At 37.8% G+C, this 13,357-nt stretch carries 11 protein-coding genes; 9 read left to right on the top strand and 2 right to left on the bottom strand.

What is annotated here, in order from left to right; genetic code table 11:
• The first annotated feature begins 10 nt into the window (after positions 1-10).
• The 7 genes from PUND_RS13790 (at position 11) to PUND_RS13760 (ending at position 8,921) form a co-directional block, all read left to right on the top strand.
• Positions 11-1,810, top strand: a complete 1,800-nt coding sequence (locus PUND_RS13790; protein WP_010392931.1) for a sugar transferase — start codon at positions 11-13, stop codon at positions 1,808-1,810.
• A gap of 166 nt (positions 1,811-1,976) precedes the next feature.
• The gene (locus PUND_RS13785; protein WP_010392928.1) at positions 1,977-2,285 is read left to right on the top strand and encodes an STAS domain-containing protein; all 309 of its coding nucleotides are present in this window, start codon (positions 1,977-1,979) and stop codon (positions 2,283-2,285) included.
• 20 nt (positions 2,286-2,305) lie between these two features.
• Positions 2,306-3,160, top strand: a complete 855-nt coding sequence (locus tag PUND_RS13780) for an OmpA family protein (RefSeq protein ID WP_010392927.1) — start codon at positions 2,306-2,308, stop codon at positions 3,158-3,160.
• A 3-nt stretch (positions 3,161-3,163) separates the two neighbouring features.
• The gene (locus PUND_RS13775) at positions 3,164-5,248 is read left to right on the top strand and encodes an SLBB domain-containing protein (RefSeq protein ID WP_010392925.1); all 2,085 of its coding nucleotides are present in this window, start codon (positions 3,164-3,166) and stop codon (positions 5,246-5,248) included.
• Complete coding sequence (locus PUND_RS13770) at positions 5,245-5,949, top strand: cellulose synthase operon protein YhjQ/BcsQ (protein WP_010392923.1); 705 nt, start codon at positions 5,245-5,247, stop codon at positions 5,947-5,949. The genes PUND_RS13775 and PUND_RS13770 overlap by 4 nt, the downstream gene beginning before the upstream one ends.
• 7 nt (positions 5,950-5,956) lie before the next feature.
• On the top strand, positions 5,957-7,417 hold the full coding sequence (locus PUND_RS13765; protein ID WP_010392921.1) for a SpoIIE family protein phosphatase: 1,461 nt from the start codon (positions 5,957-5,959) through the stop codon (positions 7,415-7,417).
• Between the two features lie 97 nt (positions 7,418-7,514).
• A complete protein-coding gene (locus tag PUND_RS13760; RefSeq protein ID WP_010392919.1) occupies positions 7,515-8,921 on the top strand; it encodes a sigma-54-dependent transcriptional regulator in 1,407 nt (468 codons plus the stop codon).
• On the opposite strand, the gene PUND_RS13755 is transcribed toward PUND_RS13760, so the two are convergent.
• On the bottom strand, positions 8,916-9,935 hold the full coding sequence (locus tag PUND_RS13755; protein ID WP_010392917.1) for a glycosyltransferase family 4 protein: 1,020 nt from the start codon (positions 9,933-9,935) through the stop codon (positions 8,916-8,918). The two genes, PUND_RS13760 and PUND_RS13755, sit on opposite strands and share 6 nt — an antisense overlap.
• A gap of 21 nt (positions 9,936-9,956) precedes the next feature.
• Here PUND_RS13755 and PUND_RS13750 point away from each other — a divergent pair, with 21 nt between their 5' ends.
• Complete coding sequence (locus PUND_RS13750; RefSeq protein WP_010392915.1) at positions 9,957-10,289, top strand: Hpt domain-containing protein; 333 nt, start codon at positions 9,957-9,959, stop codon at positions 10,287-10,289.
• On the opposite strand, the gene PUND_RS13745 is transcribed toward PUND_RS13750, so the two are convergent.
• Positions 10,286-11,158: a gluconeogenesis factor YvcK family protein gene (locus PUND_RS13745; protein ID WP_010392914.1), complete on the bottom strand. Its 873-nt coding sequence runs from the start codon at positions 11,156-11,158 to the stop codon at positions 10,286-10,288. The two genes, PUND_RS13750 and PUND_RS13745, sit on opposite strands and share 4 nt — an antisense overlap.
• A gap of 167 nt (positions 11,159-11,325) precedes the next feature.
• On the opposite strand from PUND_RS13745, the gene PUND_RS13740 reads away from it, so the two are divergent.
• Complete coding sequence (locus PUND_RS13740; RefSeq protein WP_010392913.1) at positions 11,326-13,326, top strand: response regulator; 2,001 nt, start codon at positions 11,326-11,328, stop codon at positions 13,324-13,326.
• The last annotated feature ends 31 nt before the right edge of the window (positions 13,327-13,357 follow it).

Here is a 13,357-nt window from a genome sequence, read left to right as displayed (position 1 = left end):
GGGGATTACAATGACTTTTTTACTGATTACATTGGCGATTTTGATTGTGTTGGTATTGTACCATCATGTTGGTTACTTATTGTTATTAAAGCTTTTTAGTAACGATGAAGTAAACGTCGAATCAAGCGCTACCCTGCCAACAACGCGCTTTGGTATTTTAATGTGCGCCTACAACGAGCAAAAACATATTCGTGAAAAGCTCTATAACCTTGGCTCTATGTTATACAGCACAGAGCAGTATGCTATTCATATCTACCTTGATGGCTGTACAGACAAAACCTATGACGAGGCAATGATTGCTCAATCGCATCTTGCAAAGCAAAATGTAGTGTGCCATTTGCATTTTAATAAGATCAATAAAGGCAAGTCGTTTGGTGTTAATGAGTTAATAAAACTAACCAAGCCAAATTACGATGTATTGCTGTTCACCGATGTTAGTGCGTTACTGAGCGTTGATGTACTAAATAAAATTGATACTGATTTTAAAGACCCTCAGGTCAATGTGATCACTGGGGTTTATATATTAGATGACTTAGCCACCAAAGAGCAGCAACAGTATTGGCAATATCAAAATAAAGTAAAAAGTATGGAGTCATCATTAGGCGCTGTTATTGGCGTACCTGGTGCCATGTTTGCTATACGCGCCGAATATGCTCAGTTATTAGATGCGAGCACTATAAACGATGATTTTATTTTGTCGATGAAAGCACTTAATAAAGGTGGTAAAGCGCTAGTAAATAGCGAGATCAACATTGTTGAACGTGAATGCGATAAACAAAGCCATGATTACGCAAGAAGAGTAAGGTTAGGTGCTGGCAATTGGCAACAAATTAAAATGCTGTCTGAGCTATTTAATCCAAAATTAGGCTGGGTAAGCTTTAATTATATTTCGCACAAGGTATTACGTGGCATTATGCCCATTATACTGGTATTGATTTATGGATTACTAATTTTTCTGGCGGTTTTTTCTAACGTGTTTTTAGCCAAAGTAGCCTGTATTACATTAGCCGTTGTACATGGACTGGGTGCATTAAAACAGCTTTTGAGCATAAAGACTAAATGGCCGGTGATCGACAGTATTAACTATATTGTAGCGGCATACTTGTGTGCTTTTTGGGGGATTATTAAATTTGAACGCGGTGAATATAGTGAGCATTGGCAGCGCGTTCACCAAACTAAGCAGTCTAATAATCTTGTGATTAGAGCAGTAAAGCGCGGCATTGATATTTTAGGCTCCACTATTGGCCTAATTATTCTGTCTCCTGTAATGCTCATGGTTGCATTGGTGATTAAGTTCAGCTCTAAAGGACCAGTGTTGTTTAAACAGTTACGAGTAGGGCAGAGTGATGATGACTTTGTGGCACTTTTTAACGTATTAAAATTTCGCTCTATGGTGGTTGATGCTGAGGTTAAAAGTGGAGCGGTGTGGGCAAGTAAAGATGATCCGCGTATTACCTCGGTAGGGCGGTTTATTCGCAAAACAAGATTAGATGAATTACCACAATTATGGAATGTACTCATAGGCGATATGTCGCTGATAGGGCCACGTCCTGAACGACCTATTTTTTATTCCAAGCTTGAAAAAGATATTCCGTATTTTTGTCAGCGTACCTATGGCATAAAACCAGGCATATCTGGGTTAGCACAAGTGATGAATGGTTATGATGAAACTATTGATGATGCACGCAATAAAATTGGCTGGGATTACGCCTATATGTTGAGCACTTCATCAGCTCGTAGCTGGTGTTATATGGAATTGACTATTTTATTTAAAACATTGGTTGTTATTTTTACTGGTAAAGGCCAATAACCCGCTTCGCATAATGCAATTGCACACCCAAAAAGCAATTGCATTATGCACTTCTATTTCAAAAATCAATTAACAAATCATTAAAGTTAATATATTTCAGTGGTTTAAGTTTGGCATTCTTCTTGTAACTGTCTATTTGAGTTCATACTTTTAATAGGTAATTAAAATGAAAAATGTAGCCAACAAAACCGATCAAACCGTTATTACCATTCCTGATGACTTTTCAGGCTTTGCTGTCGATGAGCTAAAAGATCAGTTTGAGCTGCTCGTTGAGCAAGACTCGAATTTTGTTGTTTTAGACTTTTCTAAAACCGAATTTATCGACTCTTCAGGAATAGGTGCTATTGTTTTTCTATATAAAAGAATTGAAAAACATAGTAATAAGCTATCTTTACTTAATGTCACAGGACAACCGTTTAAGTTAATGAATTTATTAAGAGTGGATAAAACCATTCCATTTATTGACGCTGTGTAGAGGTTACCAGGGAGAGTTTTATGAAGGCGCGCATAGCAATTGTCATTTTCATATTTTTAGGTGGGTGTGCTTCTTGGCCGGATGAAGGACAAGGAGGTATGGCCGAAAAATACCAAAACTATCCATTAGATGATCAGCAGCTTGATGAAACATTTAATCAACCTGAGGGTATTGTTCGTAGTGAGTTTGAGCACTTAGAACTTAAGCTTGAATTATTAAAGTCGCAAGATATTAATGCCTGTATGCCAGCGCAGTTATTAAAAGCTCAAATTTATGAAAATCGTATCCGACGTTTAATTGCAGCCCAAATGTGGGAAGACGCGGAGCACGACTTATTAATTCATTATCATGGCCTTAATCAATTAGCTAATCACTTTGATACCGTTAGAAAGTTGACTAATTGCGCTGCATCGACTGATGAACAACCCGCTTTAGTTAATGTAAAAGAGCAAATAGCGGAGTTGTTAAATAGTGATAACCAATTTGCATTCAATGCCTTTGAAATAACCCCTAAATATGCCGTACGGGTTGCTCAAGCAGCCGATTTAATTAAACAATTAGAAAGTATTAGTATTTTGCTTATCGGGCATACTGACTCTGTAGGCAGTAAAAATAGTAATTATGAGCTGGCTTTAAAGCGCGCTGAAACTGTTAAGCATTGGCTGGGTGTTTATGGCGTGCCTACCTATAACATTACCACTTTAACCCAAGGCAGTTTAAAACCATTTAGCGAGTCGGAGCAAAGTGAGCAAAAACGCCATTCAGACCGCCGAGTTGAGGCTATTATATTAGATGCTAACGCGCAAAGTGAAAATAGCAAACAAGTAAAGTCACTAATGAATTGGACTAAAATTATTGAAAAGAAAAAGGAGTAATGTATGAGATTTATTTTTACTGTCTTCGTTTTTTTCTTTTTAATAACGAACTCTGCGTTTGCAGCGCAAGCCGATGAATCCATAGTACAAGCAGGTAATAAGCTGTTTTTATATGTGCCAGGGGAACTTGAATTTGAAACAACTTTTGAGGTCGACAAAAAAGGTCAAATTAATATACCTGAGGTGGGGCAGTTTCAGGTAGGTAATAAAACGGTTGCGCAAATAGAGGCAGAACTTAAACCTATTCTTGCAGAGTTGTTTGTTGCAATAGATGACTTTTATGTGGAGCTGAGAAGCAGAGATATATTTATTAATGTTTTAGGGTATGTGATCACACCCTCACAGGTGAGTATTCCCGATGATGGTAATATTCAAATGGTGATAGCTAAAGCAAATGGCCTAAGACCTGGCGCACAGCTCGATCGCTTACAAATAAGGCGCAAAGATGAAGTAATTGAATTTAATTACAAAGCATATTTAGACTCAGGCGACATAAATTTATTACCAAAGCTTAAAAGTGAAGATACTGTGTTTGTGCCTGTTTCTCCACTCCTTGGTAACGTACAAATTGATTTTGATGCACAAACGCTTAGTGCTACAGGGGATGCAAGCGACAACAGTGCCATTACTATGCTTGGTGAAGTGCACAACCCTGGTAGTTTTTCGTTTAAAGAAAATATGACGCTTCTAGATGCGCTGATGCGTGCGGAAGGGGTTACTCGCTATGCGGATGTAACTAAAATTAGAGTGATTGTTGATAAAGCTCCTGTTATTTTTGATTTAAAAGCATATTTAGATAAACCTACTGATAACAACATGCCGCTACTAAAAGCGGGATCAACCATATATGTGCCGATTATGGTGGATGATGTAAATACCACATCGCGCACGGTTTATATTATGGGTGAGGTACAAAAGCCCGGTGCCTATGAGGCTGCCGACAGTACTAACTTTTTAGACATTTTAGCAAATGCAGGGGGCCCAACGCGCTTTGCAGAAACACGGCAAATAAAAATATTAACCCCTGCTGGAGAGAGCATTCTTTTTGATTTACAGGGTTATAGTGAGGGATTAACCACCGCTAAAGTGCCCGATTTAAACCCCGGTGATGTAATATTTGTTCCTGAAAAAACAGATGTTAACGAAAAAAGCTGGTTAAAAATTCCGACAAAACGAGCGATTAAAATTATAGGCGCTATTCAATCTCCTGGTCGTTATGAGTGGAGTGATGAAATGGACTTTACTGATTTGTTAGCGCATGCTGGTGGCCCTACTAAAGGGGCTAACGTGAACGATATTAAAATTTTGCGAAATGGCGATGTCACCCAGCGATTTGATCTTGAAAAGTACACCATTACTAACGGTGAAATTGCGCTGCCGAGTTTAATTGCTGGCGATACTATTATTGTTGAAGAGTTACCAGTAGACCCCGGAGACAATAAATCGCAATGGATACGTCAAGAATCGAGCAAGTCTATTTATATCATGGGGCAAGTAGGTTCCCCTGGGCGCTATGCGTTCAATGACAATATGCATTTTATTGATATTTTGGCAGCAGCAGATGGTCCTAATGGTAGTGCGGATATTCGTAATATTAGAGTTACGCACCGTAATGGTAATCGCGCTCGAGTGAGCAAACTTGATTTAGCGATGTATTTTGAAACTGGTGATGAAACGTTATTTCCTCATGTGTCACCCGGCGACACAATATTTATTCCAGAAAAAGACAAAGATTGGTTACGTACCCCTAAAGAGCGTGTTGTTCGTATTATGGGAGCAGTGCAAAAGCCGGGTCGATATAACTTTGATGATACGATGTCTATTTTAGATGTGCTTGCTGAAGCTGGAGGGCCGTCAAGTTCAGCTCTCATTGACAAAATAGTGGTTGTGAACCATTCATGCTGTAAAGAACAATCTCGCGTGTTTAATCTTGAGGAATTTATAAAGTCTCCAAACTCGGCCAATATTCCGGTACTTAGAGCTGGGGATACGCTATATGTGCCCGATAAAGGTCAAGACCTAATTAGTCAATTTAAAGATAACTTCCTCGACTTTATAACCATAATTGCTTTGGTGATAAGCTTATGAACTTGATACCTGGGCAGTATCATGAACTAGAAACCATCTGTAACACCTTGATTGATGATGAAGCACGGTGCGTGACGTTTATTTCTTTGTACGGTGGCGAAGGTTCATCCACAGCCTGTATTAGTGTTGCTCAACGTTTAAAAAGTCAAAATAAGTCAGTACTCGTTATCGACCTTAACCCTATTAGTTCGTTTCGTTTAGACAAACAGCTGCCAACATTGACTAAGTTGTGGCGTTTTGATGATATTTCCTGTCAGCTCAGTGTTATGCCTTATCAAGGTATTGAAGTACTTACAATTCACAATTTAGAGTCAATTGATTCAGCAAAAAACAAACATGTTTTAAATGAAGCGGTACTGCGTTTAAAGCAAGAATATGATTATGTGTTGCTGGATATGTCGCCAGCATTAAAGTTAAATCGTAATAATGTACCACTGCATTCTTTAAGCTTATGTAGCGAGCTGACCTTGGTTACTATTGCGCTAGGTATTAATAATGAAGAGTCGTTATGTCAAGGCGTTGCAGAGCTTAAGCAAGCGGGTCATAGCAATATAAAGTTACTGGTAAGTCAACATAGCTTTGCTCCTTTAGGGGAGCGCATGCTACTGCTCTTACAACGACACTCTCCAAAATGGCCAAGGTTGTGCGCTTTTTTAACCAGCAAAATAAATAAACAAAAGTGGTTGTTTAAACATTACTGAGACTTTTATGGATATATTATTTGAGCGGCGTTTTGAATTATTATGGCCGACCTTAACTGAAATACGCCAAGTACTTAAGCATGTACTGGGCGCTTTATCGGTGACCAGAGATGAAGCGGATGCAGCAGGCTTAGTTGCAACCGAATACCTAACTAACTTAATTCGCCATAATGAGGGCGATGAGCAGCTTATAATGTTGCGTATTAACCAAATAAATCATGATACTTACCAATTAACTTTTATAGATGAACTTAAGCCTTATAATTTATTTAAACAAAACAACTCATCATGGACATTAGCATCGGATGAGTTGGTAGAAGGTGGGATGGGGGTCGAGCTTATTCGCCATTACTTTGCTGATGCTACCTATGACACGCGAGCAGGTAAAAACTATTTTTCTTTTCCTTTAACTAACATTGATAAGCGACCGAGTATTATTTATGTCGACGATGACATCACTCAGTTGGCATTAATGAGCGCCTACCTAAAAGATAAATTTAATGTCATCACCTGCGAAAACATAGAGGCTGGTTGGCAAGCTATTTTAACCTCTGATGCTAGTATATTGTTACTTGATCATAAACTTAAACAAGGAACGTGTGAGCCATTACTGGAAAAGCTTAATAAATCGAATTTAAAATCTCAGTTATCGGTGGTGATGTTAACTGGCGATGATAGCGAAGAAGTGATCAGTAAAATTAATCGATTAGGGGTTGATGATTACTTAATAAAACCAGTTAAAAAAAATAAGTTATTACAAAGCATAGAGCGAGTAACTCATCGATTTGCATACTTGTCCTATCAAAGTACATTCGGATTAACACCTTCTAAAGTGCTTTTAGGGCATGGTAAAACAGCGCATATTTTTGGCTCTATTAGTGTGGGTAATGGCGGTGACTTTTTTATGCCAATTAATGATGAAGGTACTGCTTTTATACTCGGTGATATGATGGGCCATGGCTTACAAGCGCTCAAAGAAAGCTTTGCTATAAAAGGTTTTATAAGTGGCTTTTTAGCGACCGGGTTAGCGTATCAAGAAATGCTCGTTGCGCTGAATAATGCGCTTTATAAACAGCAATTATGTAAATCAAGCTTAGTCACTTTAATGATTTGTTTTTTAGAAAATAATAAGTTGTATTGGCTCAATGCTGGCCATCCCGCACCGGTTATTATCAGTAAAAATGGTGAGCTATCTCAGCTAAATGGTACCGGACCATTGCTTGGGCTGTCTAATGATCATCAATATACTTTATATGAAGCCAAGCTCGATAATGTTGAACATATTATACTTTACACTGATGGTTGGACGGATAACCGCTTTACCGATAAAGACGAAATGACCGAATTAAAAAAAATCATCCCTATGCAAAGCTCCTCAGCAGAGGATTTTGCACACTCGTTATGGAAAAATTCACAGGTTGCGCTTTCTAAAGAAGTGGATGATGCCTCATTAATAATCATCAATTGAATTTGATTTAATTAACTATGTATAGTTAACTTAATATCCATAAGTTAATATTTTTTCTCTAAATAATTCTTAGCGAGTCGCTAAAAGGAATGGGATTATGCCACCAACAATACTGATTGTAGAAGACACTCAGTCGCTTGCTATGATGTATCAGTCTTATCTTTTACCGACAGGTGTAAACACACTGGTGGCAAATGATGGGGCAACCGCTCTTGATATTATTAATAAAATAAAACCCGACCTGATAGTGCTTGATGTCATGTTACCCGACATGAACGGGCTAGATATTCTAGCTCAGCTAGAACCTGATAATTTTCCGCAAGTTGTTGTATTAACTGGGCATGCTACCAAAGAAATGGCGATTCAAGCGATTAAGTTAGGCGCTAGTGATTTTTTAGAAAAGCCTGTAGAGGCAGAACGTTTTCGTATAACTATTAACAACACTCTCAAAATAAAAAATTTAAAACAAACGGTTACCAAGTATAAAAATATTTATGAAAATGGCCGTTACTTTGACTTGATTGGTAGCTCCAAGCAAATGCAATCGGTGTATCAAGTTATTAGCTCTGCTGCAGCGAGTAAAGCCACAGTCTTTATTACCGGTGAAAGTGGTACTGGCAAAGAGCTTTGTGCACGGGCAGTTCATCAAGCCTCTAATCGTGCCGACAAGCCCTTTGTTGCACTTAATTGTGCTGCTATCCCCAAAGATTTGATTGAAAGTGAAATATTTGGCCATTTAAAAGGTGCCTTTACTGGAGCAATTGCAAACCGATTAGGTGCTGCAGGGCAGGCGGATGGGGGGACATTGTTTTTAGATGAGTTATGTGAAATGGATATTAATTTACAAAGTAAATTACTTCGTTTTATTCAAACAGGTACTTATCAACAAGTCGGTAGCGAAAAACAAGTTAAGGTTGATGTGAGATTTGTTTGTGCAACCAATAGAAACCCGCTTGCTGAGGTTGAGGCAGGTCGATTTAGAGAAGATTTATATTACAGGCTGCATGTTATTCCTATTGAGCTGCCACCACTTAGAGAGCGCGGCAGAGATATTATCGAAATAGCGCAAGCGCTATTTATTAAAATAGCCAAGGAAGAGCAACATCCTTATAAAGGGATAACCGATGATGTGAAGCACTTTTTAGCACAATACGATTGGCCTGGTAATGTTAGGCAGCTGGAAAATGTGATCCGTAATATTTTAGTGCTTAACCCACAAGAGTGGATTGATGTATCTATGCTACCAGCATTGCCACAAAGCCCGCAAAAAGAGTCAGGTAACGAGGGGCTGGTTAAAGAGCAACATACATCGTTACCAGTTCAAGAGTTTGAAGAGTTACCGCAGGTTGAAAGTGAGGTTAAGGCTTTGTGGATCGCCGAAAAAGAATATATAGAGCGGGTCATAAAAATATGCGCAACTAATATTCCCAAAGCTGCCGCTCTTTTAGATGTAAGCCCTTCAACCCTGTACCGAAAAATTAAAGGGTGGGAAGAAAATTTATAATATTGTTTTTGCTGTATAAGCACTTTGCAGCAAGTTAAATTGTTTTTTACCTGAAAAACGCTCCTTAAGCATAGTGTATGCTGAGTGTGCTATTTCACTTTTTTGCATTGTAGATAAGGTGAGTAATGCTTCTATCGATTGTTGGCACTCTAGTGTATTTGCTGATTTCATTAAAAAGCCATTAACCCCATTGTTTATAATGCTAGGAATAGCACCCACAGGGCTGCTAATAACTATTTTATAATTCGCCATACTTTCTAAAAGCGTCATAGGAAGCCCTTCTTCTCTTGAGCAAATAAGTAGGGCATCTAAATGTTGCCAAATATCATCTCGGGGTGTTAAACCATGGTAATTAAGGTTGTTTAGCTGTGGAATACGATCACGCATTGGGCCATCACCAAAAAGGTGAAACTGCACCTGCTTATTAGTCTGCATACTTTCAGCTAACTCATAAAATATATCAGGGCCTTTTTCATAAGATAAGCGCCCAACAAACCCGATTCTAAGTAACGGTTGTGCAAAATCAGTGCTGGGAGGTTTGGTTATTGCTATGAAGTTTTCCAGTAATTGGGCGTTTTTTATTGTTTTACTAATTTTTTCAGATACCGCAAAGTTGGTTGATAATCGACTAAGCCATAAATCTAGTCTGTTATAAAGCCACATCTTTCCTTTGCCAGTTTCCCCCGCGTGATAGGTACTAACACAATGCTTATTTGTGATTTTACAAACTAAACGCCCTAAAATACCGGCTTTGTATCCATGGGTGTGAATAACTGTATTGCGATCGTAACTGTGAAACCGCTTGATTAAACTAATGAGTGTACCTTGCAGAAAATTATACTGTATGCTTTGCTTATCAAGTAACTCGTAAAACTCATTATTCCCATGATTTTTATAAAATAAAATTGAACAACTAACCTGATTTTTGTGAAGCAGCTTGTATAACTCTATAATATGAGTTTCAATACCACCAATCATTGAAGAGTCTACAAACAATATAATCTGATTATTCACAATGAGCTCCAAAAGAAAATTATGATAGATACATCTGTAATAGAACAACTAAAGTATGATGTTGGTGATAGTATGGCCATTGAACTGATAAACGTTTTTGTTGATGAGTCTAAAAAGTTAGTGGCGCAAATGCTTTCCTCAACCGATGCCGCAGAAATTGAACTGTGCGCTCATAGCTTAAAAAGTAGCGGTTATAGTTTTGGTGCAACAAGATTAGCGCAAACGTGCCAGCTTATTGAGCAGCAAGTTAAGGTTAATGGCTTAGACACCGAGGTTGTAACCCTCTTAAAGTTAGCTGATGCACAAAGTAAAAAAACCTTCGAACATATGAGAGAACTTACCCAAAATCATTAAGCGTGTTTTTCAGTATTAAAAGAGCTTTTTAATAACTCTGAAAATACATTTTTTAGTTCATTAATATTATGTAAATGCTTGCCTGCTTCCTCACACTTCTCTCCCTGTTGTAAAATTTCAATAATGGCAGAAGGAGAAATACTTAAATCGTATACTTTAGTGCCGAGCTTCTTTTGTAACCAGTCAATGCCGGCAATTTTTGTATGTTGCATCACGCTGCTTTCTTTCGCTGTGTTTTCAATAAATACTCTACACGCAGAGGTTTTATTTATTGCTTCAGTGATTTCTGTAATTAAAAAAGCAGGCATTACGCTAGTAATAATACTACCTGGGCCAATGATTATTAAATCGGCATCTAAAATAGCCTCAATAGTACCTGTTGCTGGCGGTACTGCTTTTGATAAGTAAACGGTGCTTGGTAGCTCGTTTAAGGCATCAATCGCGCATTCACCAAATATTTTCTCACCATTGTTTAGCTCAGCTACTAAATCTGTGGGTAAATCAGACATAGGCAACACAGTCTCTTTGTTACCAAGCAAATGGTTAAAAGCAGCAATAGCTTCAGTGGGAGACTGTGTTTGCTGGATTAACCCCAGCAGTGTTAAATTTCCTAAGCAATGACCCGCCATATCACCATGAGTAAACCTATGTTCATACATAGCCTGGGCTTGGGTACCTTCACCGGCAAGTTGAACACAGCAGCGCCTTATATCACCTAAAGCGATACAATTTTGCTCCTCTCTAATGCGTCCAGTGCTACCACCATTATCGGTAGTTGCTACAATCGCTGTTAGGTGGCTACATAAGGGTTTTATCGCACTTAATACTTGCGCTAATCCGTGACCCCCACCAATACACACTATCTTCATAGCTATGCCTTAATGTATTTATTTATATTAATAAAGCAGAAATCATTCCATCGTGCCAAAAAAATAACTCAATGATTTATATTAAATTTTGTTCTATATTTATTAGTCATAACATCGATTTTGGTATTTTTTGCAAAACGCGATGCATTTTAGCTGAGGGAATGGGTATGCAACGTAATGAATTAATGACTCTTACGGAACTACAGAAGCAGTTAGCGTTATTGCACCAGTGTGATGATGAAATTGATATTTTAGCCACTATGTCAGCTTTACTACAGCCATTGCTTCAATACCAAGACTGCATAGTTTTAAAGAAAACACATCATCATTTTTTAACTATCGGCACAACTAATATCGATTTTTATGAGAAAACATGGCCACCATGTGCTGCATTTATTCAGGCTCTAAAAAAAGGTTACTCATATAGTTGCAATCCCTTGCCAGAACAATTATTTGCTTTATCAGAAGAGGTGAATAACCAGAACAAAAAGACAGCGTTGTTAATCGGGATTGATACGGGTAAAGAGCAGTGCTTATTTATTTTCACCCATGTGATCAATAATGTTAACCATAATATTTTGGCTTCACACTCAATAATTTTGTTTCTTCAGCAAGTATTTCACGCTTTTCTTCAATTAAATAAGTTACATGCGCAAACCCATCAATCTGTTTTACTACTTGATAAGTTTTCTCAGCTTTCTACTTTATTTAAAGAATTAGCCAGTGAGTGGTTTTGGCGAACCGAGCCAGATATGACCTTTACCAGCGTTAACAATTTAGAAAGAGAAGATAATACCTATGCTCAAATATTTATTAATAAAACCATTGAATCTTTGCGTACTAAAAATGAGCAAAAAAACACGCTGAAATGGCAAGCTTTTGCTGCGCTAGTCGCTGAGCATGAGGATTTTAATGGTTTTGAATTTGAGGTTAAGGCCCCGATACCTTTGTGGGTATCGCTCAATGGTAAGTCGCAATTTGACGAAAACGGAAATTTCATTGGCTATTTAGGTATTGCCAAAGATATCACAGTCTCAAAAGAGCGAGAGACTGCACTTGAAAATGAAAAGCTTAAAGCTGAGGAAGCCAGTAAAACAAAAACAAAATTTTTAACCATCATGTCGCATGAAATAAGGACCCCCATGAATGCGATTATGGGGATGATAGAGTTATTAATAGATACCGATTTAACTCAAGAGCAACGCCAATGGTTGAATTATGCAAACTCTAGTGCTGATATTCTTTATGGATTAATTACCGACGTATTAGATTTTTCAAAAATTGAATCAGGGACTGTATTAATCGCCAATAAACCGCTAAATGTAAAGCTGCTTATTGAGAATATCGTTGGGCAATTGCATATTATTGAAGACAGTGAAGATATTATTTTTTCAGTTTCGATTAATGACGATATCCCTACCTATATTATGGGTGATGAATTTAGGCTGGGGCAGATACTATTTAATCTCATTGGCAACGCATTCAAGTTTACTCACTCAGGACATATTGCATTATGTGCAAATATTGTAGATGACAAACTAAAATTTACTATCGAAGATTCAGGGTTGGGCATTGCAAAGAAAGATCTAAGCTTTATATTTCAGCCGTTTCGACAAGTTAACGAAGGTATAAACAGAAAAAATGAAGGAGTAGGGTTAGGCCTCAGTATTTCAAAAAATCTAATTGAACTTATGGGGGGCTCTATTAATGTTGAAACGCAGTTAGGGCTAGGTAGTACGTTTACTATTTTACTGCCATTTAAAGAAGCGATTATTGATGAAATTAAACCCGAGTTTTCATCAAAACAGCCTGTACTATCAGTTCTGGTTGCTGAAGATAATAAAACCAATCAAGTGCTTATTAAGGCGTTTTTACAAAAGCTAAATCACAAAGTCACGATTGCAAATGATGGAGTGGAAGCAATTGAGTTTATGAAACTCAAACATTTTGATTTAATTTTAATGGACATCATGATGCCGACCATGGATGGACTAAGCGCCACGCAGCATATTCGTCATGAGCTGTTAAGTGATATTCCTATTTTTGCACTAACCGCAAATGCTTCAACCGATGACAAGGCATCATGTTTTAAAGTTGGTGTTAATAAAGTGCTTACCAAGCCTATTAAGTTTGAAACCTTAAAAGCGTCTTTAAGTACGCTTTTATAGCCGGTAATAAAAAAGGCCATAATTAGGAATA

This window comes from Pseudoalteromonas undina (assembly GCF_000238275.3).
Taxonomy (GTDB): Bacteria; Pseudomonadota; Gammaproteobacteria; order Enterobacterales; family Alteromonadaceae; genus Pseudoalteromonas; species Pseudoalteromonas undina.
This window is presented reverse-complemented; position numbering and strand designations above follow the sequence as displayed.

What these genes read in the sequence shown, in the direction of transcription:
- PUND_RS13740 (WP_010392913.1), top strand. Translation starts at nt 11,326, where the DNA reads ATGCAACGTAATGAATTAATGACTCTTACGGAACTACAGAAGCAGTTA.
- PUND_RS13785 (WP_010392928.1), top strand. Translation starts at nt 1,977, where the DNA reads ATGAAAAATGTAGCCAACAAAACCGATCAAACCGTTATTACCATTCCT.
- PUND_RS13765 (WP_010392921.1), top strand. Translation starts at nt 5,957, where the DNA reads ATGGATATATTATTTGAGCGGCGTTTTGAATTATTATGGCCGACCTTA.
- PUND_RS13775 (WP_010392925.1), top strand. Translation starts at nt 3,164, where the DNA reads ATGAGATTTATTTTTACTGTCTTCGTTTTTTTCTTTTTAATAACGAAC.
- PUND_RS13770 (WP_010392923.1), top strand. Translation starts at nt 5,245, where the DNA reads ATGAACTTGATACCTGGGCAGTATCATGAACTAGAAACCATCTGTAAC.
- PUND_RS13760 (WP_010392919.1), top strand. Translation starts at nt 7,515, where the DNA reads ATGCCACCAACAATACTGATTGTAGAAGACACTCAGTCGCTTGCTATG.
- PUND_RS13745 (WP_010392914.1), bottom strand. Translation starts at nt 11,158, where the DNA reads ATGAAGATAGTGTGTATTGGTGGGGGTCACGGATTAGCGCAAGTATTA.
- PUND_RS13750 (WP_010392915.1), top strand. Translation starts at nt 9,957, where the DNA reads ATGATAGATACATCTGTAATAGAACAACTAAAGTATGATGTTGGTGAT.
- PUND_RS13790 (WP_010392931.1), top strand. Translation starts at nt 11, where the DNA reads ATGACTTTTTTACTGATTACATTGGCGATTTTGATTGTGTTGGTATTG.
- PUND_RS13780 (WP_010392927.1), top strand. Translation starts at nt 2,306, where the DNA reads ATGAAGGCGCGCATAGCAATTGTCATTTTCATATTTTTAGGTGGGTGT.